The organism is Chryseobacterium soli (genome assembly GCF_000737705.1).
GTDB lineage: Bacteria > Bacteroidota > Bacteroidia > Flavobacteriales > Weeksellaceae > Chryseobacterium > Chryseobacterium soli.
The window spans coordinates 132451-157535 of the sequence record NZ_JPRH01000010.1 but is presented as its reverse complement, the minus strand read 5'-3'; the positions used below and the strand labels follow the sequence as shown (position 1 = coordinate 157535).

General features: G+C 37.5%; 20 protein-coding genes and 1 tRNA gene. 10 read left to right on the top strand and 11 right to left on the bottom strand.

Annotation, left to right across the window (positions count from 1 at the left end; translation table 11 throughout):
- The first annotated feature begins 266 nt into the window (after positions 1–266).
- The gene (uvrA, locus tag IW15_RS19110) at positions 267–3059 is read left to right on the top strand and encodes an excinuclease ABC subunit UvrA (RefSeq protein ID WP_034714628.1); all 2793 of its coding nucleotides are present in this window, start codon (positions 267–269) and stop codon (positions 3057–3059) included.
- A gap of 72 nt (positions 3060–3131) precedes the next feature.
- On the opposite strand, the gene IW15_RS19105 is transcribed toward uvrA, so the two are convergent.
- Positions 3132–3767 (bottom strand): NAD(P)-dependent oxidoreductase, encoded by a 636-nt coding sequence (locus IW15_RS19105; RefSeq protein ID WP_034714626.1) that lies wholly within the window; start codon positions 3765–3767, stop codon positions 3132–3134.
- Positions 3768–4079: 312 nt separating this feature from the next.
- Between IW15_RS19105 and IW15_RS19100 the strand changes: the two genes are divergently transcribed.
- From IW15_RS19100 to IW15_RS19075, 6 genes are all read left to right on the top strand, one after another.
- A complete protein-coding gene (locus tag IW15_RS19100) occupies positions 4080–4844 on the top strand; it encodes an alpha/beta hydrolase family protein (RefSeq protein ID WP_034714624.1) in 765 nt (254 codons plus the stop codon).
- 397 nt (positions 4845–5241) lie between these two features.
- On the top strand, positions 5242–5832 hold the full coding sequence (locus IW15_RS19095; RefSeq protein WP_034714621.1) for a Crp/Fnr family transcriptional regulator: 591 nt from the start codon (positions 5242–5244) through the stop codon (positions 5830–5832).
- Positions 5833–5905: 73 nt separating this feature from the next.
- Positions 5906–7348, top strand: coding sequence for an acyl-CoA dehydrogenase family protein (locus tag IW15_RS19090; protein ID WP_034714620.1), 1443 nt, complete (start codon positions 5906–5908; stop codon positions 7346–7348).
- Between the two features lie 22 nt (positions 7349–7370).
- On the top strand, positions 7371–7952 hold the full coding sequence (locus IW15_RS19085) for a hypothetical protein (protein WP_051882231.1): 582 nt from the start codon (positions 7371–7373) through the stop codon (positions 7950–7952).
- Between the two features lie 135 nt (positions 7953–8087).
- On the top strand, positions 8088–8798 hold the full coding sequence (locus IW15_RS19080) for an SDR family NAD(P)-dependent oxidoreductase (RefSeq protein WP_051882229.1): 711 nt from the start codon (positions 8088–8090) through the stop codon (positions 8796–8798).
- A gap of 9 nt (positions 8799–8807) precedes the next feature.
- A complete protein-coding gene (locus tag IW15_RS19075) occupies positions 8808–9605 on the top strand; it encodes a Rossmann-fold NAD(P)-binding domain-containing protein (RefSeq protein WP_034714618.1) in 798 nt (265 codons plus the stop codon).
- Positions 9606–9643: 38 nt separating this feature from the next.
- Here IW15_RS19075 and IW15_RS19070 read toward each other — a convergent pair whose 3' ends face one another.
- From IW15_RS19070 to IW15_RS19045, 6 genes are all read right to left on the bottom strand, one after another.
- Positions 9644–11032, bottom strand: a complete 1389-nt coding sequence (locus IW15_RS19070; protein WP_034714778.1) for an efflux transporter outer membrane subunit — start codon at positions 11030–11032, stop codon at positions 9644–9646.
- Positions 11033–11048: 16 nt separating this feature from the next.
- Positions 11049–14204: an efflux RND transporter permease subunit gene (locus tag IW15_RS19065; protein ID WP_034714616.1), complete on the bottom strand. Its 3156-nt coding sequence runs from the start codon at positions 14202–14204 to the stop codon at positions 11049–11051.
- Positions 14205–14210: 6 nt separating this feature from the next.
- Positions 14211–15362 (bottom strand): efflux RND transporter periplasmic adaptor subunit, encoded by a 1152-nt coding sequence (locus IW15_RS19060; protein ID WP_034714776.1) that lies wholly within the window; start codon positions 15360–15362, stop codon positions 14211–14213.
- 311 nt (positions 15363–15673) lie between these two features.
- Entirely contained in the window at positions 15674–16732 is a 1059-nt protein-coding gene (locus IW15_RS19055) for a 3-oxoacyl-ACP synthase III family protein (RefSeq protein WP_034714614.1), read from the bottom strand.
- A gap of 143 nt (positions 16733–16875) precedes the next feature.
- On the bottom strand, positions 16876–17790 hold the full coding sequence (locus tag IW15_RS19050; protein WP_034714613.1) for a helix-turn-helix domain-containing protein: 915 nt from the start codon (positions 17788–17790) through the stop codon (positions 16876–16878).
- 80 nt (positions 17791–17870) lie between these two features.
- The gene (locus IW15_RS19045) at positions 17871–18668 is read right to left on the bottom strand and encodes an SDR family oxidoreductase (RefSeq protein ID WP_034714611.1); all 798 of its coding nucleotides are present in this window, start codon (positions 18666–18668) and stop codon (positions 17871–17873) included.
- Between the two features lie 210 nt (positions 18669–18878).
- On the opposite strand from IW15_RS19045, the gene IW15_RS19040 reads away from it, so the two are divergent.
- Both IW15_RS19040 and IW15_RS19030 read left to right on the top strand, forming a co-directional pair.
- A tRNA-Arg gene (locus IW15_RS19040) sits at positions 18879–18950 on the top strand.
- A gap of 375 nt (positions 18951–19325) precedes the next feature.
- Positions 19326–20219, top strand: coding sequence for a cation diffusion facilitator family transporter (locus tag IW15_RS19030; RefSeq protein WP_034714607.1), 894 nt, complete (start codon positions 19326–19328; stop codon positions 20217–20219).
- 53 nt (positions 20220–20272) lie between these two features.
- Here the strand turns inward: IW15_RS19030 and IW15_RS19025 are convergent, their stop codons facing one another.
- A complete protein-coding gene (locus IW15_RS19025; RefSeq protein WP_034714605.1) occupies positions 20273–21115 on the bottom strand; it encodes a transporter in 843 nt (280 codons plus the stop codon).
- Between the two features lie 244 nt (positions 21116–21359).
- Here IW15_RS19025 and IW15_RS19020 point away from each other — a divergent pair, with 244 nt between their 5' ends.
- The gene (locus IW15_RS19020) at positions 21360–21923 is read left to right on the top strand and encodes a DUF6624 domain-containing protein (protein ID WP_034714604.1); all 564 of its coding nucleotides are present in this window, start codon (positions 21360–21362) and stop codon (positions 21921–21923) included.
- A 278-nt stretch (positions 21924–22201) separates the two neighbouring features.
- Here the strand turns inward: IW15_RS19020 and IW15_RS19010 are convergent, their stop codons facing one another.
- The 3 genes from IW15_RS19010 to IW15_RS19000 form a co-directional block, all read right to left on the bottom strand.
- Positions 22202–22960, bottom strand: coding sequence for an SDR family NAD(P)-dependent oxidoreductase (locus IW15_RS19010; protein ID WP_034714600.1), 759 nt, complete (start codon positions 22958–22960; stop codon positions 22202–22204).
- 279 nt (positions 22961–23239) lie between these two features.
- Positions 23240–23827, bottom strand: a complete 588-nt coding sequence (locus tag IW15_RS19005; RefSeq protein WP_034714598.1) for a Crp/Fnr family transcriptional regulator — start codon at positions 23825–23827, stop codon at positions 23240–23242.
- Positions 23828–24219: 392 nt separating this feature from the next.
- Positions 24220–24972, bottom strand: a complete 753-nt coding sequence (locus IW15_RS19000; RefSeq protein WP_034714774.1) for an SDR family NAD(P)-dependent oxidoreductase — start codon at positions 24970–24972, stop codon at positions 24220–24222.
- Between the last annotated feature and the right edge of the window lie 113 nt (positions 24973–25085).

Here is a 25085-nt window from a genome sequence, read left to right as displayed (position 1 = left end):
TAAAAAAATTGCATTTTTCACAAATTCTATTTTTGATATGAAAAATACAACGGGATGAATGGTAGATATTTATCACCCTCCTTCCCTTCCCAGCCCTCATTAATTCTACATTTATACATCTGCATTTCAGAATGGATCAGATGTTGTACACATCCCTATTTTAAAGATAAAATTTTCACTAAAATTTCGTAATTTTGTGGGTCTTAATTTTACGATAAAAATAAGAAGCCTTGAAGTGGTGTATACTTTTTATGAATAAATAAAACATGGCTAAAACAATAGAAATAGATATAAAAAAACAGGTTTTCGTAAAAAACGCACACCTGAACAACCTGAAGCATATCGATGTCCTGATCCCGAAAAATAAATTGATCGTGATTACAGGAGTTTCCGGAAGCGGAAAATCTTCTTTGGCCTTCGACACTATTTATGCAGAAGGACAGAGAAGATATGTTGAGAGTTTAAGCTCTTACGCACGTCAATTCTTAGGTAAGCTTGAAAAACCAAAAGTTGACGATATTAAAGGTCTGGCACCTTCCATTGCCATTCAGCAGAAAGTAATTTCTTCAAACCCCCGTTCTACGGTCGGAACATCAACAGAGATTTACGACTACATGAAGCTTTTATTTGCAAGAGTTGGAAAAACTTTTTCTCCCGTTTCCGGAGAAGAGGTGAAGAAAGATTCGGTTTCTGATGTCGTGGATTTTATTAAATCTTCCAAAAAAAATACTTCATTTATATTAACGGCACCTTTAGAATATGATGCTGCTAATTTTAATGAAGCACTTAACGTTCTGAAACTTGCCGGATTTACCCGACTTGAAATCAATGGAAACCTTGCAGGAATCGAAGATTTGGAAAGCTTTGGATTCACTCCTGAAAAAGGAATGACCATCAACCTGGTGATCGACCGTTTTTCTTACGAAGAAGATGAAAATTTTCTTCAAAGGTTGGCAGACTCTATTCAGATGGCCTTTTATGAAGGTCACGGGTATTGTTCACTTAAAGATGCAGATACAGGAGTTGTTAAAGAATTTTCGAATAAATTTGAACTGGACGGGATGGAATTCCTTGAGCCTAACGTTCATTTTTTCAGCTTTAACAATCCTTACGGGGCTTGTCCTACCTGCGAAGGCTACGGTAAAGTAATCGGTATTGATGAGGATCTTGTGGTTCCCAACAAAGCACTGTCGATTTTTGAAGATGCGATTGCTTCCTGGAAAGGCGAAACGATGAGTGAATGGAAAAAATTATTCATCAAAAAAGCAGGTGACTTCCCTATCCATAAACCTTACCATCAGCTTACCAAAGAGCAGAAAAACTTTTTATGGAAAGGAGACGGTAAAGAAAGCTTCCCTTCTGTCAATAATTTCTTCAAAATGCTTGAAGAAAATCTTTATAAGATTCAGTACCGTGTTATGCTTTCCCGCTACAGAGGAAAAACCCTATGCCCTACCTGTGAAGGATTGAGATTACGGGAAGAAACAAGCTGGGTGAAAGTAGACGGACACAACATTCAATCGATGATCGAACTTCCTCTGGATGAGCTTTTCCCAATGATAGAAGGATTAAAGTTATCAGAACACGATAAGGAAGTTGCTAAAAGACTTTTATACGAAATTACCACCCGTATCCAATTTTTATTAAAAGTAGGATTGGGATATTTAACATTAAACAGAACATCCAATACCCTTTCCGGAGGAGAAAGCCAGAGAATTAATCTGGCCACAAGTTTGGGGAGTTCTCTGGTGGGATCTATTTATATTTTGGATGAACCTTCCATCGGACTGCATTCCAGAGATACAGAAAACCTGATCGGAGTTTTAAAAAACCTTCGGGATTTAGGAAATACCGTTATTGTGGTTGAGCATGATGAAGATGTCATGCGTGCCGCCGATTATATTATAGACATTGGCCCGGAAGCTGGCTATCTTGGTGGTGAATTGGTGTTTGCCGGCGATTATAAGGAATTAAAGGACGCTGATACACTGACCTCAAAATACCTTACCGGAAGGCTGGAAATAGAAGTTCCCGCCAAACGCAGAAAAGCAAAAGAATGGATTCATATTAAAGGAGCAAGACAAAATAACCTTAAAAATATCGATGTAGATGTTCCTTTGGAAAGCCTTGTCGTTATTTCAGGGGTTTCCGGAAGCGGAAAGTCTACTTTAATGAAAGAAATTCTTACCAATGATATCCAGATTCAGCTGGGAATGGGCGGAAAAAAAGGGGAATATGATTCAGTAGAATTTCCTAAAAAGCTCATCAAACATATTGAACTGATTGATCAGAATCCTATCGGAAAATCATCCCGTTCAAACCCTGTTACCTATCTTAAAGCCTATGACGATATCAGAGATCTTTTTGCCAAGCAGAAGATGTCTAAAATGATGGGATATAAACCCAAACATTTTTCTTTCAACGTTGACGGTGGAAGATGTGATGAATGTAAAGGTGAAGGCGTGATCAATGTTTCAATGCAGTTTATGGCTGATATTGAACTGGAGTGCGAGGTATGCAAAGGAACCCGTTTCAAAAATGAAATCCTGGAAGTGAAATTTGATGAAAAAAGTATTTCCGACATTCTTCATATGACCGTGGATGAAGCATTGGCCTTTTTTAAAGATAATAATGAGGAGAAAATTGTAACCAAACTCAGACCTTTACAGGAAGTTGGTTTAGGATACCTTCAGCTGGGACAGAGCTCTTCTACCCTTTCCGGTGGAGAAGCACAGCGAGTGAAACTTGCTTCATTCCTGGTAAAAGGGGTAACTACAGATAAGACTTTATTTATCTTTGATGAACCTTCAACCGGACTTCATTTCCATGATATTCAAAAATTATTGAAATCATTACAGGCTTTAATTGAGCTTGGACATTCCGTAATTGTTATAGAACATCAGCCGGATATTATCAAATCGGCAGATCATATTATTGATATTGGTCCCGAGGCTGGAAAATATGGCGGCGAAGTTGTTTTTGCAGGAACACCGGAAGAACTGGCGAAAGATAAAAAATCGCATACCGCGAAATACATTAAAGAAAAGCTTGAAAGCTAAATATAAATAGAGAGTCAAAACTGACTCTCTATTCTTTTTTATTCCTAAAATCTACTCGTTTAAAACAAGGGTTTAGATGTTATACAAAAACGGACTTGCTTTAAGATAGGTTTCATCAAGAATCTGAGCAACCAGAAACACTGACAGGTCTGCAGCACTTATCTTTTCCCCTACACAATCTGTTAGATTAACTTCTGTTTTACAATGCTCAGAAGTCGGGATAATCAAAGGAAGCCTTACCAGCGTCCAGTCCAAATCACTGTTGACAAGAATTTCATATTCATCCTGTTTGTCCTTCGTTGTTTTGGGATAATTCTGATACATCCAGTCTGTGGCTGCTTTTACCTTATCATTCTTATGATCAAAAGGTGTATCTACATTCAAGCCTGTAATGGCAATATATCTTTTGATTCCATGCAAATGCATCGCCCGGATAACATTATTGGTAGCATCTGTGAATATTGATTTTTCTCCCACGGGTTGTCCTATTTTACTGATGACTGCACTGCAATCTTTAATAAGACAGCTTACCGCATCAAAATCTCTTGCATCTCCCTTGATCACCTCAATTAAAGGATTTTCAAAGGTGAAATTTTCAGGAGTACGCAGTAATAGTTTCATTGAAAGTCCTTTTTCCAGAAGATGTTGAACAAGATAGTGTCCGGATTTTCCTGTTCCGCCTATTACGGCAATTGTATTTGTTTTCATAATGATCTCTTTTGTTTGTGAAAATGTATTACCAATAATGAACAAGAGTACTTCGTGTACATATTGTCAAATTAGGTTTTACAGTTTATTTAATAGTTGAATTAGGTTCAGAACATGTGAACCTTAAGATTTCAGGCAGTTAGAAACGTGCCTGATGATAGGATAGTATTTATAAAGAGATATTAATGAGCCAAATATAGCCATTTATTTTAAAATACAGCTCTTTCATTTTTAGACCTAAAATTTTTTATCTTCGAAAGAAAAATAATCTCTTTTTAATCAATTTAAACCGCCCGTTAACCGAAATAAAGTATGAAATATAACGCTCTATTCATTTTTCCCATTGTTTTATCTTTGTGCAGCTGCTCATTGAAAAAGAATATCAGTACAACTGCAAGTAATGAAGTACGTGTAGATACTCTGACTCTATTTGATCAAAGCAGAAAGCGCAAGATTCCGGTGGCTTTTTATATTCCTGTAACAAAAAATCCATCTCAACATATTGTTATTTTCAGTCATGGATATGGAGCTAATCAGGGTGGCGATTATATGATCTATTCGTATCTGACAAAAAATCTGGCTTCAAAAGGATATTTTACCGTCAGCATACAGCATGAGCTACCTACCGATCAGTTAATTCCGAAAGAAGGAAAACCGCAAGTAGTAAGAATGCCTTTCTGGGAAAGCGGCGCTGAAAATATTTTATTTGTTTTAAACGAACTTAAAAAAACAAGACCTGATCTGGATTATAAACACCTGACGTTAATAGGACATTCAAACGGTGGTGATATGACAGCACTTTTTGCCAACAAATATCCGAATCTGGTTTATAAAATTATCACGATGGATAACCGCAGAATGTATCTTCCAAGAACTGCCATTCCGAAAGTCTATACATTACGGTCTAATGACTACCCTGCCGATGAAGGCGTTTTACCGACTGCTGAAGAACAGAAAAAATATCATATAGTGATTCAAAATACCCCAATTAATCATGGAAAAATGGATGATAAAGGCAGTATTGAAGAGAGAAAAACGCTTAATGATTTTATATTAAGTTATCTTGACCAACATTAACCAACAAGTTATCCACAAAAAAATGTGGATAACTTGTGAATTTTAACATTTAATTCATCCTTCGTATTAAATTAATTCCTAAATTTACTATGTAATAGAACTGAAATGAAATCATTTTTTGCTTTTTTCAGACCAGAAATTGCAATTAAATTTGAAATAAAAATTTAAGCACAGCATTGTCGGCTGTGCTTTTTATTGTTGTCTAATTAAAAAAATGAGATGTCTTATCTATTGAATCCGCTCCTAAAGAGCGGATTCTTTTGTTAGCCTGTTATTCCAATTGAATTCTCTGTATCCCTTCCATTTACAACTCATTTATCCCATAATATCCATCATCTATAGTGGTGTTTTTTTATCATTTGTACAAGCATAAAATTCGTAATTTTATAAACAAAACATGGAAACAGAAATTCTTTTCAATTATTTGGAAAAAGAAATGAATATCAGCAGAACTGATCTTACATTATCATCAAGCTACTGGAAAAAATATGAATTTCACAAAGGAGAATATTTTAATGAATATGGGAATATCTGCAAATACCTGGGATTTGTCATTTCCGGGGTTTTCAGAACCTATTATATTGATGAAACGCTTCAGAAAGAAAATAATGTCTTTTTATATTCTGAAAATGAATTTGTAACGGCATTTAGAAGTTTAATCACGAGAACTCCCTGCCTCTATTATACTCAATCCCTCACGGAATCAACTATTATGTATATTCATATTAATGACCTGGAGAAATTATATTCCCTATCTAAAGGCTGGGAAAAAATAGGCAGAATCATCGCAGAAAATGCATTTAAAAAACTTCTTTACCGTACCGAAAATCTATTATTGAAACCCGAAGAAAGGTACGTAGGCTACATCAAAAAACATCCTGAACTTCCTAATAAAATCCCGCAGTATCACATTGCCTCCTTTCTGGGACTGGAAAATCCATCTTTAAGCCGCATCAAGAGAAGATTAAAAAATAAAGAATCTCATTAACTTTAGTTAACCGATTTCCTATTTCCGCTTTATAGCTTTGCCGTAATATTAATAACCAACAAATCTGAATATTATGGAATCAACACTTACTGCGGAAAGTGTTACTGAACTGAGTACAGAAAATTACCTGAGTGGGCTGGAGTCTATTGTTAAAGAAAAATATAATTCAGCCACTTTTACCCATTCCCCTTTTCCAAGAGAAGATTGGAAACACCTCACCACCAAAGGCATAATGTTATCCATGATTCCTGAAGAATTCGGAGGAAGAAATAGTCATCAGGAATTATGCGATCTTATTGAAATCATTTCCACATACAACCTTCCTCTAGGAATGTATACAATGATTATTACCGCACTTTTTATCAGAAATATCACAAAATACGGTTCAGATGATGTAAAGAATGAAGTTCTTCCGCAATTCAGTAAAGAACCGCTGATAGGCGGTTTTGCCCTGACCGAACCAAACTGTGGCTCCAACCTCGCCAAAATGACAACGACTTTTGAAAAAAAAGGAAACGGATATCTCATCAAAGGTGAAAAACATTGGCAGGCATTCAGTTCTACGGCCGATTGGTGGCTGATAGCTGCAAAAAGTACAACCAATGAAAAAGAGTTTGGATATTTCATTATCCAACGCCATGAAGGTTGGAAGAATGTAGAAGAATACAATGCATTAGGCTTAAAATCGATCGATTACGGACGTAATGAAATCAATGCTCTTGTTCCTGATTACAGAAGACTGAATGTCACCGCAGACCAATTGTTGGGAGCTGCAGATATGTTGTGTGCTTCCCGACTTACCATGCCTGCTATGGCAAGTGGATTTATTGCAAGGATACACAAAGAAGTTCAGGAAAAAACCAAAACGAGAAAAATGGGCAACGGCACCCTGCAGGATGTAGGGTATGTACAATATAAATTAAAACAAATAGCAGCTAACGGTGCTATTACAAAAGCTCTTTTCCTGTTTCTGAAAAATAAAGTTGATCTGAGAACAGATTTGATGGATCATTTTTTTGAAGCCCAATGTATGAAGGTTTTGGCAACCGATAAAATGCTCGAAAGTGCTTTAAATTATCAGCAGCTCTGCGGCGGTGAAGGCTATCGATACCATTCTCCCAGCAATAATGCGGCATTCGCCGTGCTCGACTCCAGGGTGTATACCATATTTGACGGCACCAATGATCTGCTGAGCCAGCAGATTACAGAATTCTGTATGAAAAAAAGTAACAGCGGCAATATAGTAGAATTTTTATCAGCTTTTGAGAAAACAAAAGAAGGTATGGAACATATTTATTTTGACATTTCTTCCTTAAATAACAATACTACTCAGGAAAGAAAAGTCATCAACGGACAGATTATTTCAAGAATTTTCGGGTTGCATTGTCTCGAAGAAGCAAAATCTATAACACAACATTCAACACCTGAAAATATCCGGAACGGGATTTTATTTTTAATCTCAGATATACAGAAAAGCATTGTAGAAACGGAGATTCTGATCACCCAACTTACTTAAAAACATTATAATATCATAACTCATGAAAACAAAATTATTAGAGGATTTACAAGTCCTAAGAAGAGAAGATGTATACCTTACTCAGGAAATTGAAACAAAATGTAAAGATCATTTCTTCCCTGCAGGGGTTAATGAACTTACGCTGGATTTATCCAATGTGACTTCGGCATTCTACGGATTGGCCTTGAAAAACATTGGGGAAGAATACGGTGTTCAGGGGATCAAGAAAATTTCAGAAAAAGTTTTTTATGATCTGGGCCGTTTAAAGGCGATTCAGTGTAAATCAAAACTGGAAGATTTCCCTGCTGATACTACTGCACTGGCCTTAGTGGTTATTTCCGCTATTTACAATGCAAGCCCGGAATATACCTTTGAAATTCTCACCTTTTCACCTAATGAAACATCCATAAAACTTACGGGGGTGGACCGTTATTTACGGGTTTTAAGTCAGCTGGAGCTCGACAGTTACATCGATTTTCCTGTATTAATTCCTTTCTTTGAAGGAATCAGAGACGAATTGAACCTTACCTGTACCATTGATTTTGAATCCGATATGAATAAGGAAGAGAACAAAACAAATACGACCTATAAATTTGCCATATAATACTTAAAAAATCAATCTATAATTCCCTCCGGGAAACAATAAATCCTTTTATATTTGCACCGAAAAGAGCACAATCAGGATCTCTGGAGGGAATTAGCAGATGATATCTGATCTTTTTATAAATACAACTGTCTTATGAGTATATTAGAGAATAGTGTCGTTTTTCTTACAGGGGCAGACGGAGGAATCGGCAGAGCTTTTATCGCGGAATTAATACAGAGAAAAGCAAAGAAAATCTATATCACAGGACTGAACCTGGAAGCACTTAAGGAAATTGCTGAGGGAATGCCCGAAAAACTATTTCCTGTTAAACTCGATGTTACCAATGCCATAGATATTGAAAACTGCATCAATACCTGTCCGGATGTTACCGTTCTGATCAATAATGCAGGTGTAGAATTGAAATCAGGTTTTATGGGTGAGAAATCCGCTGACTGTGCTCAATTTGAAATGCAAATTAATTATGTAGGCGTGGTAAGGCTCACCAATTCTTTTTATAAGATTTTGAAAAGCAACCCAAATCCTGCAGTGATCAATATATTATCCGTTGGGAGTCTGGTCCTGATTGACCGTCTGGCTACGTATTGTGCTTCTAAAGCGGCAGCCCATATGTTTACCCAAAGCATCAGAAAGGAATTTCACCAGAATGGAATAAAAGTATTTGGGGTGTATGCGGGCTATGTAGATACGGCAATGTCGGCAGATCTGGAGATAGAAAAAATTTCGGCAGAAGAATTGCTTCAAAATATATGCAATGACGTTGAAGCTGATGTCTACAGCATATTTCCTGATAAAATGTCTAAAAATTATTCGGAAAGCAATAAATTAAGTCTTGATTTTATTTAAAAGAATACTGTGAAAAAAATAGGAATTATTGGCTGCGGCTGGTTGGGAATACGCATTTCAAAACATTTGCAGTCCGGATATAAGCTTTATACAACAACTACTTCTGAGGAAAAGAAATCAGAATTGATTGCGATGGGATTAGATTCCGTCGCAATTCAGTTTTCTGATGATGAGGTTACAGAGGAACTTAAAAACAATGAGACAATCCAGGAAATGGATGCTTTGATCATTACAGTTCCTTTTTCTAAAAGAACTCCCGTTAACCAGTTAAAAAACCGGTTTGAAAATATCAGCCTGTTTATCGGTGAATTTAAAAAACCTGTTTTTCTGATGAGCTCTATTGGTATTTATCCGCAGATGAATATATCTATGGATGAAAGTTATACCATTGAAGAGCATCTGGAACCTACCCTTCTTTCAATAGAAAAATTAATGAAGTTCAATTACCCGAAAATCAATATTTTAAGATTAGGCGGACTTATGGGAGACAACAGAGTATTCAGTAATTACACCATTTCAGATCCTGATCAGGCGGTGAATCATGTTCATTATGAAGATATCTGTCTCATCATTGAAAAGATGATCAACATGAATATCACCTCCAAAACCTACAATGTTGTTGCACCGGAACATCCAACCAAGCAGGAAGTCATCAATTACCAAAAAAATATTCCGGCCGGCGCATCATCTGCTGACAAAAAGTCCCAACGAATAATTTCCTCTAAAAACTTAGAATCAGATTTAGGATATGTGTATAAAAATCCAGATCCTAAAAAATTTAATGATAGAAAATTCAATGTTCTTTGATAACAGTATTCTTCAAGAACATTGGAAATTTCAAACTTTTATTTCCAGCCACCGCCTAAAGCGGCATACAAATTAACTACCGCCTGCAGCTGCTGAAGCTTATCGGTAATTGCACTCTGTCTGGCGCTTAAAAGACTTTGTTCTGAAGTGAGGACATCGGTATAGTTGGTGTCGCTTGTATATTTTAATAATTCCTTGGTAAAATGCACTGCTTTTTCAAGATTGGCAATCTGTTCCTGGCGGGACTGCGCTTTCTCATCTACCATCTGGTATTGATAAAGGGCATTGGAAACTTCCTGTCCTGCGGTAAGCAATACTTTACTGTAATTGTATTCGGAGGCTTCGTAATTAGCCTGTGCTATTTTCAATTTTTGTTTGTTGAGTCCATTATTAAAAATTGGCTGTGTTAAACCACCCACAATATTAGCTAGAAAAGCTCCTGCACTGAAAAAGTTTTTTAGCTGCGTACCGTATAACCCAGCCTGTCCTGTTATGGTAAGAGCCGGATAAAAAGAAGTTTCAGCGACATTTACCTGCTCGAAATAGCTTCTCAGCTGCAGTTCCGCCTGCTTTACATCAGGTCTGTTGGCCAGAAGCTGTACAGGAAGCCCGGTCGATAATTCACTATACACCTGCTCATTAAAAAGAGAATCCCTTTTAACGGGTCCCGGAGTTCTACCCAGCAACAAAGACATTGTATTTTCAGCCTGGCGGATATTATTCTTTATATCCGGAACAGTAGATTTTACGGCATAATAATTCGCTGCACTCTGTACTACAGCAGCACCTGTAACCACATCGCTGTTCTTCAGGATCTTCATTGTTTCGGTATCTTTTGAATACACTTCTAAAGACTGCTGAACAATATTCAGCTGCTCATCATACGCTAAAAGCTGATAATAGGTAACCGCTATATTGGCAACAAGCTGGGTTTTCACCGCCTGTTGATACGCTTCACTCGCAAGATAACTGGCGTACATGGATCTTTTTGTACTTCTTAGTTTGCCCCAGATATCAGCCTGCCAAGAAGAAAGTGCATATAACTGATACACCTGTGTATTGGAAGCCTGTGCATCAGAGGGATGGTAGGCGCCTGCTGAGGCATTCCCTGAAAGTGAAGGTAAAAATGCCTGCTTGCTCTGCACAAAATTGGCTTCTGCAGCTTTAAGATTGGCGGCTGCGGTTTTTAGATCCAGATTATTTTCAATACCTTCAGCAATAAGGTCTTGCAGCAAGGGGTCTTTAAAAATTTCTTTCCATGAAAGTACAGCCATATTAGCATTCGCATCCGCTGCTGCATCACCATATAAATGATCAGGAACAGTCTGCTTGTTTGCATAAGGCTTCGTAACATCACAGCTGTACAGTACCAGTGAAAAAGCTGTAATCTGTACCAAAAAATGATATCGTTTTCTCCAATGTGTCATACGTTCCACTGTACTATTATTTTTTTTCATCTACAATCAACTCGTCATTTTCGTCATATTTATTTCCTTTGATCTTCTCCTGTAATCCTTGAAAAATTACGTAGAGTCCGGGGATTACAAATATTCCGAGTAAAGTTCCGAACAGCATTCCACCGATGGAACCGATACCAATGGATTTATTCCCATTAGCCCCAACACCCGTTGAAAACATTAAAGGCATCAAACCGAAAATAAAAGCCAGTGACGTCATCAAAATAGGCCGGATTCTGATCTTGGCTCCGGCAAGTGCGCTTTCAAGGAGATCCATCCCTTCATGTCTTTTTTCTAAAGCAAATTCTACCATCAAAATGGCATTCTTAGCGAGTAATCCTATCAGCATGATCATGCAGATCTGTACATATATATTATTATCTATTCCAAATAATTTTGCAAACACAAATATACCGCTCAGTCCTACAGGCAGCGAAAGAATTACTGCAAGCGGAAGAATATAGCTTTCATATAAAGCACTGAGCAAAAGATATACAAAACAAAGGCTTAATAAAAATATAATACTGGCCTGAGATCCCGAACTTTGCTCTTCCTTGCTTATCCCACTGTATTCAAAACTGTAGCCAGGAGGCAGAACATTGGCAGCAACCTCATTGATGGCTTCCATAGACTGGCCCGTACTGTACCCGATATTGGGTGAACCGTTTACTGAAATCGCATTATACATATTAAAACGTGATATCGAAGAAGGTCCATACACCTTTTTCATCGTAATATACTCTGAAATGGGACTCATTATTCCGCTTCCGGTACGTATTTTAATGTTATTCATCTGCTCTATATTTCCTCTGTAAGGATGATCAGCCTGAAGAATAATCTGATACTGCTGTCCGAATTCGGTAAAATTGCTCACATAGGAACTTCCATAATAAACGTTCATCAGACTTAAGATATCTGAAGGCTGGATACCGTTATCTTCACATTTAGCGATATTAACATCGACTTCATACTGTGGAAAATTAGGGTTGAATGCTGTTGCAGCATATTGTATTTCACCTCTTTTATTCAATGCTGCTAAAAAGTTTTGTGCGACTGCATAAAAATCACTGATGGAATGCCCACCTCTGTCCTCTATCTGAAAGGTAAATCCTCCACTCGTTCCGAAGCCGCTGATCGTAGGCTGCTGCATAAAATTAATGGAAGCTCCCTGTATATTTTTTGTTTTTTCCGTAAGCTGTTTGATGACATCTTTATCGGTAACACCAGGGCGCTGACTCCAGGGGGTAAGCCTTAAAATAAGCATCCCATAAGAACTTCCACTTCCTCCTAACTGGTTTTGTCCCAATGTAGTCATTGTTGCCTGTACTTGCGGAATGGTATGGGCAATTTTATCGATCTGTTGATTGATAGCCTGTACCCTTTCTTTCGTGGAGGCAGGAGGAAGGGTTACATTAACGAAAATCGTCCCCATATCCTCTGAAGGAACAAAGCTGGAAGCCACACTTTTAATGGTAATATAAAAGAGTCCGCCAAAAAGTAATACAATAATGGCTGTGAGCCATTTTCTTCTGATCAGAAAGGCAACAGAATCTGTATATTTATTAATCAGTTTTTCATAATTGGAATTGAATCCGTTTTTTATCTTTTGAAAGAATCCTTTTTTACTTCCTTCTTCTTCATGTTTGGGAGGCCGTAAAAACATTGCCGCCAGAGCAGGACTTAAAGTAAGCGCATTCACTGCGGAAATCATAATAGCTATCGCCAATGTAATCCCAAACTGCTTATAAAACACACCTGCTGAACCTCCTAAGAAAGTTACCGGAAGAAATACGGAAGCCATTACAAGGGTAATAGAAACAATAGCGGGGGCAATCTCTCCCATAGCGTCAATGGCTGCTTTACGGGGAGAAGTATATCCATGTTCCAGTTTGCTGTGTACCGCTTCTACCACCACTACCGCATCATCTACCACAATACCGATGGCCAATACCAGTGCAAATAAAGTAAGCAGGTTAAGACTGTATCCGAATAAATATAAAAAGAAAAACGTCCCGATAATGGATACAGGAACCGAAACCCCATGAATAATCGTGGACCGGACATCCTGCAGGAAAATAAGAATCACCAGGAATACCAGTAAAAAACATTCTACCAGGGTATGAAGCACTTTGGTAATACTTTCACTAAGGAAGTTATTGATATTAACAAGCTCAATCATTTTAATTCCTGACGGAAAATTTTTCGAAGCATCAGCCATTACTTTCTGAGCTCCTAAAATCACTTCCTGAGCATTAGAACCCGGCGTCTGACTGATGGCAATAGCAACCCCCGGTTTCCCGTTAATTGCTGTGGCACTGGTGTAAGTCTGCGTTCCTAAATCAATCCGTGCAATATCTTTCAAATAAAGGTACTGTCCGCTTCCTATTGATTTAATAATAACGTTTTGAAATTGATCAAGCGAAGCCAGGGTACCGGAATACGTAAGGTCATATTGAAATGCCTGTCCCATATTATCGCCAATCTTACCCGGAGCCGCATTAAAGTTTTGGGCATTCAGGGCGGTTGTGACATCCGCAGGAACTAATCCATACGCAGCCATTTTATCGGGTTGCAACCAGATACGCATGGCATAAGTCATTGCGCCTCCAAATACGTTAGCACCACCAACCCCTTTTGCTCTCTGCAGCTGGGGAACTAAATTGATTGAAGTATAGTTCTGTAAAAATTTTTGATCGTATTGCGGACGTTCACTGTATAATCCTACAATGAGTACGTTACTGCTCTGCTGTTTTCTAACGGTTACTCCAGCCTGGGTTACCGCCTGTGGAAGCTTGGAAAGTACTGTACTTATCCTGTTCTGTACATCCACCGCAGCCTGGTTAGGATCTACTCCTACTGCAAAATAAACACTGATACTGGCAGAACCTGTATTGCTTGCGGAAGAAGTCATATAAGTCATTCCTTCTACCCCATTGATCTGCTGTTCAAGAGGAAATACGACACTATTTATTAATGTCGTTGTATTCGCCCCCGGATACGAAGCGGACACTTGAATGGTAGGCGGTGCAATATCAGGATATTGGGCCACCGGCAAACTGCTTACTCCTAAAATACCAAGAACAACAATGATTACGGAAATCACGGTACTCAATACAGGTCTTCTTATAAATAGCTTTAGCATGACCTATTAATTAGAGTTGGTTTTCATGGTGCTGTAGATAGAATCAGCTTTGGCCGGTATCTGCTTGATGACGGTACTATCACTGATATTAAGCCCGTTAAGCACAAGTTTATCACCTGCTTTCACTCCGCTTTTGATCACCACAAAATTCCCATCATCTGTAGGAGTAGTCATCACAGCCGTGCTCATGACTTTATTACCGGTCATCACCTGATATACAAATGATTTATCCTGCAACTGATAAATGGCAGTCTGCGGAGCCAGTAAAGCATTATCCATATTGACAGGGATCCTGATCGTAGCACTCGCCCCATTTTGAATGAGTCCTAATTTATTATTAAATATTGCTTTGAAAGTTGCCGTCCCCGTGCTGCTGTTAATTCCTCCACTGGCAGTTTCCAATCTTCCTTTTTCGGGATAAACTGTTCCATCGGCCAATACCAATGTTACCAGAGGCATATTATTTAATTTTTCAAGCGTTGTGGTTCCTTTCACAGTATTCATAAAACTCAGCAGTTGCTTTTCACTGAGAGAAAAATAAGCATATACGTTGGTGGTATTCGATAATGTAGTAAGCGGATCGGTAGCTGTACTGCTTACCAAAGCTCCTATTTTATAGGGAATAAGCCCGATCGTTCCATTCTGCGGACTTCTGATATAGGTGTATCCCTGATTGGTTTGTGCATTGGCAAGAGTGGCCTTTGCCTGTGATAAGGCGGCCTGCTGGGATTGTAATGCATATAAGGCTGAACTCAGCTGGTATTTGCTCACAATTTCCTGTTCTACCAAAGGTCTTGCTTTTTCTACGTTCATCCGTGCGGTATTCACGTTGGCTTCTGCAATTTTTATGGCTCCTTTGGCCGTAATGATATCCTGCTCGTACTGAGGATTTTTAATCCGGAATAATAGCTGTCCTTTCTTTACAGAAGCACCTTCAGGCACATAAATATCCTGGAGATAACCAGACACCATAGGTTTAATCTCTACTACATTTTCTCCTTGTACGGAGGCCGGAAAATCATTGTAAACAGTAACCTGTCTGGGAACCAGGGTCAGAACCTGATAGCTTTGTACAGCATTTTCTTTTGGCTTTTCTTTTTTTCCACCGCATGAAAGTAAGATGAGTGAAAGGAAAAGGACACATCTATTTTTTATCATATTAAAATTTGTGTATACAATAAAATACATCAATATTCTAGAATTCTAAAACACTTCTGCATTATTTCATCCTTATAAAAATAAGGATTTTATTATATTATCCCAAACAAGAATTGGGAAATATTGAAACTTAACAAAATATTAAGGATTAAATATTTAAAAAAAACAATCCAAATATTTCACAAAATGCTTCTATTGCTGAGAAAATGGTGCATTATAAAAAACCTCTGCCAGCATCTGACAGAGGTTACATATTATTAATTTCTTTAAGAAATGTGTTTACATGTAATTAAAGAGATTTCAATCTGATCTTAGAATTGATAGACAAATGAATTAACATTCATTCCTGCTCCTACGGAAGCGAATAAAAGAATATCTCCTTTTTTGATTTCATGAGCCGGTAATTCTCCGTCCAGGATCATTTTAAGAAGTGTCGGAATAGTAGCTACGCTGCTGTTTCCTAATTTACTGATCACCATCGGCATAATATTTTCAGGCATTGGCAGATCATATAATTGGTAAAAACGTTTTACAATTGCTTCATCCATTTTCTCATTAGCCTGATGGATAATGATCTTACTCAGCTGGTCAATGGTATATCCGCTTTCATCAAAACATTTTTTCATGGCATCCGGAACATTCACAAGTGCAAATTCGTATATTTTCCTGCCATCCATTTTGATGTACTTCGTGTCCTGACATTTTTCATTATTATATGATTTCCCGAAATACAGATAATCTTTTTCATTCAGCGTATAGGAAGCTGATAAATGGGATTTTATACCACTCCCATCATTGCTCATTTCCACAATGGCAGCTCCTGCTCCATCTGCATAGATCATGCTGTCTCTGTCATGGATATCTACTACCCTGGAAAGGGTTTCTGCACCGATCACCAAACATCGCTTGGCAATACCAGATCTGATAAATGCATTCGCCTGTATCATTCCTTCTATCCATCCGGGACATCCGAACAATACATCGTACGCTACACAAAAATTATTTTTGATCCTTAAAAGGTGTTTTACTCTTGCAGCCAAACTTGGAACAGCATCCGACTGCACTGTGCCTGCACGGACATCGCCAAAGTTATGGGCAAATATGATATAATCCAGGGTTTCAGGATCAATTCCTGAATCTTGTATAGCCGCCTGTGCCGCTATTAAACCTAAATCGGAAGTTACCTGCTGATCGGAAGCATATCTTCTCTCCTCGATGCCTGTAATATCTTTCAGTTTATTCGCAATAACTGCATTGCTTTCTTTTAATGACTCTCCGTTTTTATTAATAAAATGATGTTCGTCAAAAAATAAATTAGTAATGGTTTTTGATGGGATATAATTACCCACTCCGATGATTTTGCTTGTCATTTAAAAGTTATAATCTGTCAATTCTTTTTCAGTGAATTAAAAATAATTCGATAAATATAACGATAAACTATATAAAAATAGTATTGCAAAATATATTTCTCCGACTTTATTTGTATTCAAAGCATAAAGAAAGTTTTTTTTTATTAATTAAATGACTGCTTATAGCTTAACGGAGTGGTATTTGTTTTCTTTTTAAATAATTTATTGAAAGACTGTGAATGCTCGAATCCCAATTGATAAGCAACTTCTGCCACGGAAAAATTGGTGGTGGTGAGATATTCTTTTGCTTTTTCAATTAATTTCTCATGAATATGCTGCTGTGCATTCTGTCCTGTTATATTCCGGAGCATATCGCTTAAATAATGAGGCGATAAATGAAGAGCCGATGCCAAAAACTCTACGGTAGGAAGACCGTTATTTAATGTTTCCTGTTGATTAAAATAGTTTTCCAAAACAGAATCCATTTTAGAAAGCAGATCATTGCTTACCGCTTTTCGGGTGATAAACTGGCGTTTGTAGAATCTATTGCTGTAATTCAGCAGGACTTCAATATAGGAAATAATAACATCCTGGCTAACCTCATCAATAGAAGTATTCAATTCTTCCATGATGCTGTTTAAGAGCCCGATAACTATCTTTTTTTCTTTATCGGACAAATGCAGAGCTTCATTGGTATCATAGGAAAAGAATCCATACTTCTTGATATTTTTCACCAAAGGGTAGTTTCTGATAAAATCGGGATGCATTAATAAAGTATAGCCATGGTACTCTGCTTCTTCATCGGTAGACAGAATCTGATTGGGTGCTGTAAACATCATCCCTCCTTCATTGAAATCATAATATCCCTGTCCGTAGCCCATTTTACCGTTTTCAGAAAACTTGTAGGAAATTTTATAGAAATTCAAAATAAAATTCCGGTTAAGGAGTTCTTTATTAACCGTCAGTTCTGTATTATCCACCAGGCTTACCAAGGGATGAAGAGGTTTGGGAAGCTGCAGCAACTGGTGCAGTTCTGATATGGATGAAATTTTCAACAGGGTATTTTCTTTCTTTTCCATGATTATAAAGGTAAGGATTTTATTAAAAAGGTAAGCAGACTGCAAAACAGCCCGCTTACTTTTTATGATCTTTTCAAAAATTACATAAACTGCTGTCCAAACTGTTGTCTGAATGCCTCGTCACCAAGTTCCAAACGTTGGGCATACAATGCTTTTGCATCTTCACCCGCTACATATCGTAATTGATTTTTCCCGTCGGTAGCAGCTTCGTATACTACCTCAGCAATCACTTCCGGTGCTGAAGCGGCATCCATCATCCCTTCCATTTTAGAAAATAAAGTATTGACCATTCCATCATAGGCAGGACTTGATGCTGAATCCAATGAGCGGCTTACGAAATCTGTTTTAATACCTCCCGGAGAAACTGTTTTAACATCAATTCCAAAGGTATTAAGTTCAAATGCAAGACTTTCGCTCCAGCCTTCCAGTGCCCATTTCGTAGCATGATAAGTAGAACTTAACGGAAACGCAATCAATCCTCCAATTGAAGTCGTTGTAATGAATGTTCCTTTTCCTTTTTCTCTGAAATAAGGAATAAAAGCCTGCGTCACACGGATAACTCCCAATAAATTAGTATCCAGCTGTTTTACAATCTGCTCATCTTTTAAAGCTTCCAGTGGCCCGATCAAACCATATCCTGCATTATTGAACACCACATCGATATCATGCCCTTCAATAGCTTTTGTAACGGTGGACTGGATCTGTTCGGTATTAGTAACATCCAAAGGAAGAACGGTTACATTTTCTAATACAGTAAGTTCTGTTTCAGATTCAGGGTTTCGCATGGTTGCAATAACGTTCCATCCTCTGCTTTGAAATAATTTAGCCGTTGATTTTCCCAATCCTGTAGAGGCGCCTGTTATAAAAATTGTTTTCATTTTTGTTGTTGTTTACATTTTACATAGCAAAGGTCTGCATTCAACAAAAGCCGGGAGTTGCCAAAATGGACAAAGATGTAGCCAAAACGGAATTGTCTTATTTTGATTTTAAAAAGAAAATAATCTGTTGGTATTTTGGGTTAAAAAACAGCGCGACGGATACCCCAAACCCTTTTTATGATAAATTATTTGTATTTTTAGAATTGAAACGGCCTCGTAGTTCAATGGATAGAATAGAAGTTTCCTAAACTTTAGATCCAAGTTCGATTCTTGGCGAGGCTACAAACTTCCCTTTACATTGGGATTTAACACTATAACACCCCTGTTCAACCTCCGAAAATATAAAAACGAGACTCGTGAGTCTCGTTTTTATATTTAATTCTACATGTTAATTTTACCAGTCATTACTTTCTTCGTATTTTTTATTCATTGCTATACTTTTCATTGTATATATTAGGAGATACAGGCAAAAACAACAAATTATTTTTTTGATTATATTATAAACAAAGACAAAAAGTTTTTCTGATAGTGTTGACATTTTTCGATTAAAAGCAATATTTTTATTAGATGATTTAATCACATTAGTTTGGCTAAAGATATTTATATGCCTAACGCATAAAAATAATCTCACGCCTTTCATTTTCATACCAATCATAAATGACCAATAATCGTAAATCAATTTATAGCGCACTTGCCGCTAATCTGTTAATTGCACTAACAAAGTTTATTGCCGGGGCATTTACAAACAGTTCATCCATGATCTCTGAGGGTATCCATTCAACCGTTGACACCACCAACCAGCTGTTACTTTTATATGGACTGAAAAGAAGTAAGAAGCCTGCAGATGAATCTCATCCTTTTGGATATGGCAAGGAACTCTATTTCTGGTCTTTTGTTGTTTCTATTCTGATATTTGGTCTGGGTGGTGGCCTATCTATTTACCAGGGAATTTTACACATTCGGGAACCTGAATTGATGAAAGATCCTTTCTGGAACTATATTGTGCTGGTACTCTCCCTTATTTTCGAGGGAACCTCTTTTTTTATCGCAATAAGAGAGTTCAATAAGACCCGTAACGGCTTGAAATGGTGGGATGCGATCATTAAAAGCAAAGATCCCGCAAGCTTTCTGGTTGTTTTTGAAGATGGAGCTGCAGTGGCCGGTCTGACCGTTGTCATGATATTGATGGGAATCAGTCACTCGCGTCAAATTCCGGAATTAGACGGTCTTGCTTCGATAATCGTAGGATTGATACTTGTGTTTGTCTCTTTTATCCTGGCCAGGGAAAGCAGGAGTTTATTGATGGGAGAAGGTATAGCCCCTGAAACAAGGAAAAAAATCGCAAAGCTGGCCGAAAAAGATGCTACAGTAGTGAGAACAAAAAGTATACTATCCACCTACCAATCACCAGAAGAAGTTGTCTTGATGCTGATCATAGATTTTGAAGATCATTTGGATACGGAAGAGATCACTGAAGCCATACAACGCATTCGTGGCCATATAAAAAATGAATTTCCATTGGTACGGTTTGTCATTATTCAGCCGGAATAATCCTAATATTTTCACCGATCGCTCTGAAATCTAGCAGCGTTCCATACCTTCTTTTAAAGGCGGTAAGATGCACCAATAAAATAATGCTTTGCTGCTGTATGCTGTATACCAAAGTTTAAACCTGCATCCAGCTTAAAATCTCTCGCCACATCCACCTGGATGGCTGCATTAAGATAATTAGAAAACTGATGAGCCTTGAAATCGTAAGTATAATAAGTTTCCGCAATCCCCTCTATACCTTTTATAATGGAATGACTGATTGTGAGGGTCTGTAAGAATTCAGTATGCATAGCCTGCTCATCCTGATCTTTAAGCCTGTCCAATTCAACTTGTAATCCAAGATTCCACTCACCCGGAAGCTTGTATTGCATAGGGACAATTAATCCGCCCTCGAATCTGCTGTCCTCATATTTGGAGGTCGGAAACTTGATATACGGCAGCAATGCCAATGCGAAGCTCCCATCATCATTTCCTATCAGGTTTTGTTTGATCCTGAAGGTAAGATCTCCATGACCATCCGAAATTGTTTTAGAACCTGAATCATATTCCTTTTCACTCTGCCTGCCATACGTCTGGAATCCGATCTGTATTGCAGTAGAATTGGCAATCCCAATCTTTAGGTTCATCTGATTGATGAGTACGGTATGGGTCTCGGACGATTCGCCTATTTCCTTTATTGTTCTGACCAGATCTGTTTCCAACTGGAAATGTCCGGCATCTACGGTGTAAGGAGATTCGGTAACATCAGGACGATCAGTTTCCATTTCCCTCATTTGCGAACGTGGTACCGGATTAAATAAAGAATAGCTGTCCTTTGGTGCTTTTTGAGCTAACCCTTTACAAGGAAACAAGAGGCCGCAAAGGACCGGTAATAAAATTGTAATATTTCTATCCATATATTTAAACTGTTTAGCTAAAAGTAATTTTTTATTTCTAATATATTATTGATAGAATAAAAGTTGTGCCGTTATGCCGATTGTCCCTTAAATTCCCTTATTTTTATTGATATTGGTCAATCATAAACTCAATATTTTTCTTTTTTAATAGAATAATAGTCAATATCCTATTCGCATCAATGTAAATTGCAAATTCTTATATTTGATAAACAAGTTAAATTTATTCTAACCAAAATTTCATTTAATGAAAAATAACTTTTCCAGGCAATTATTAGAATTATCTGAATATGATTTGTCAGTAAGAGATAGATTATTGAAAGAGAATAAACTTGCAGGAGGATATCATCCCGAGATGGAAAGTGTTCATCGGGATAATGCACAAAAGTTGAGAGAGATCATCCGGTTGATCGGTTTCCCGACCATCTCAAAAGTTGGGAAGGAGGCCAATAAAGCTGCCTGGCTGATCGTTCAGCACGCCATTTCAGAACCTCAATTGATGAAAGAGGCCTACCAGCTGATGCTTCAAAACAGCAATGACAATGATTTAAAGAGCATGGCCTATCTCTTTGACAGGATACAATTTTTCCAAGGGAAACCACAGAAATTTGGAACACAGCTCAACTCAGACGGTACCATTTATCCTGTGATCAGCAAGGATCAAATTAATGAGTTAAGAATTAAAAATAATTTACCCATTTTATCTCCTGAAGAAATCGACCGCATCCCTCCCATTGAAGATATTGAGAAGATCGAGAATGAGAATCCGGACTATCTCCTATGGAGAAAAAAAGTGGGATGGATACAGTGAATTTTTATGTACTATGCCTTATGGCAACAAACGTATTCATAAACAAACACTTTTTATGAATATTTTTCTGATTTCAACACCTGTCTTTAAAAGAAGAAAAGCAGCTAAATGCTGCTTTTCTTTTTATCGCCGACCACGGTATTCCATGGATCAGGAAGTAATTATGACCTCCCGTAAACCTCATCCGAAGGAATTCGAGATTGGATTAACCGAGGACTGATACAAATTAAATATGCTATGGTATAATATACCAATATCTTTAGTTCTTTCAATCTATTTTAAAAACCAAACATACCACCGGAGACGCTAATTTGCTCTCCTGTAATCCAGGCTGCATCATCGGAAGCAAGAAATACGGCAGCTTTCGCAATATCTTCCGGCTGACCTCTACGGCCAAGTGGTGTATTGGCAACAAACATTTTTTCATAATCACTGCCTTTGGTAACACCAGCACTCACGGCACCTTCTGTTTCTGTAGCGCCTGGCAAAATAGAATTAATCCGAACATTTTTTACCCCCAGTTCTTTCGACAAAGAGATCGTTATCGCATCCAATGCTGCTTTTGTTGAGGAATATAACGATACTCCCGCCATCGGCGATTTGCTTGCACCTGAACTGATATTAATGATATTGCCACCTTTATCTCCAAACAGTTTTAAAGATGCTTGGATAGTCAATACAGAACCCAAAACATTGACGTTAAAATGCTTATGAAAAGCTTCTGCCGACACTTGTTCTATGGGCAAAAACTGTTGAAAAACCGCGTTGTTTACCAAAATATCTAAGGTTCCGAAAGTTTTTTTAGTTTCTTCAAACAACCTGTTCACATCGGCTTCATTAGATACATCGGCCTGTACCGCAATGGCTATTCCGCCATGATCTGTTATCTCCTTTACTACACTATCCGCTGCTTCCTTGCTTGAGGCATAATTTACAACCACTTTTGCACCTTCATGGGCAAAGTGTTTTGCGATTGAAGCTCCTATTCCTTTTGCCGCACCAGTTACTATTGCGACTTTGTTTGTTAATTTATTCATTACTTTTTTGTTTGTTAATATTCTTCAGATTCTTGTTCTGAAGACTTTACAAAGATGCAATCCTGTGATGAAATGTTGGTTGACATACATCATTAAGTAAGCTTGACTTGGGTCAAGTCTGGATAATGACTTAAATCAAATTAACCTGATAACTAATTGTAATATTGTAAATTAAGATCGTGCGAAAGTAAATTGAACAACCAATAGGTGTAATCTAAACACCCATGTAATATCATAAATTACATGTTTAACATGAAAAGAAGTTATATTATTTAGAATTTATTTTAAAAAGTTTTTCTTTATCCTGCTCAAAGTTTCTGGCGATAAACCCAGGTATGAAGCGATCATATTTTGCGGAAACCGTTGTAGGAAATGAGGATAACTTCTGATCAGTTCCTCGTAACGTTCTTCAGCCGTATAGCTATTTGAGGCCAGCATTTTTTTTTGAGCTGCAATAGTGTAATTTTGGTTGATTACACTCGCCATTGTTGAAAAGGCAGGAATATGCTTTAGAAACTGCTCAATTTCGGCATTAGTTGTCTGTAGTATATCAAGTTGCTCAAGTGCTTCAATATTAAAATGGCTTGGAGTCAAGAGGTAAAAGCTTTCAAAATCAGCTAGCCACCAATTTTCCACAGACAGCTTCAATATATGCTCACTTCCTTTAGCATCTACCGCAAAGGTTCTGGCAGATCCTTTCACAATAAACCCAATGTATTTGCATACGTCTCCTTCCTGTAAAAAATATTGCCTTTTTCGAAGTTTTCTGGGTTTGAAATGAGCCATCAACAAACGCTTATCGTCTTCTGAAAGCAGTTTGCCGGATGTTTTTTCTATGTAATCGAAAAACACTGAAAAATCAGACATCGGTTTAATAATTTATTGCAATTTACTTAAACTATCCAATACAACTAAAAAATGATGACCCTAACTTATACATCTGTTCTTATTAAATGCAGAATTTTATCTGCTTTTTTGACAAGGGAACCTCTGATCTTGTTCAACTGGATGTCCTTCGGAAAGCAAGCTGATCATTGTGATATCAAACCAAGATCTTTAATGACAACTCCCTCAAGATCCAAAAACACACAATTGAAGTTGATCAATACATTTTTCCAATCTTATTGTTCTTTCGATTTTTCAGGTGTATACCTTTATTGATATATTGATTTTTTACGACAATTAATTTAAATAAAACATGCCAAATAACTTTATCGTTATCTGGCATGTTTTGATATGGTGAGATCATTGAGCATAAATTACTTCGCCAAATAAGTCATACCTCCATCTACAAGCAGTTCAGCACCAAGCATAAATGAAGAATCTTCGGAAGCCAGAAATACGGCAATTTTCCCTATATCGGATGGCTTTCCAATCCTGCCAGCCGGTACGACTTCTGCAAACTGCTGCTTTACTGCATCTATTTGCTCAGCAGGAATAAACTTATCAAATGCCGGAGTATCCGTTGTACCGGGTATGATGACATTAGCTCTGATCTTTCTGTCTAAAAGATCACTGGAAAATCCTTTTGCCAGATAAATTACAGCAGATTTTGCAGCACCGTAAAGGGTGAAGGAAGCATAAGCACGATGGGCTGCATTTGATCCGATAAGAATAACGGAACTACCATCATTCATATAGGGCAAAGATTTTTGAACCGTGAAATAAACAGCCTTTAGATTTAAATTCATTAATTTATCATAATCTGCTTCAGTAGTATTTGCCACAGTTCCCATGGTTCCTGCCCCCGCATTGGCGACAAGGGTATCAATTTTGCCAAATTTTTCAGATGTTGTTTTAAAGATTCTTTCCAGGTCGTCCATGTTGGTCACATCAGCATTAATTGCAATAAAACTATCTCCAAGAAGCGCTATAGCACTATCTAAAGTTTCCTGATTTCTCCCAACGATTGCACCTACCGCTCCTTCATTTTTTAATGCTTCTGCAATACCAAGACCTATACCGCTGTTACCACCGGTGATAACCGCAACTTTGTTTTTTAATTTACTCATAATTTTACATTTTAAAATTCCAGATATTCTGCTCTGAATTGTTGTACAAAGATATTTTCTCGGGAGAAATGCAATCTTGACCTGAATCATTAAATACTCTTGACAAAAGTCAA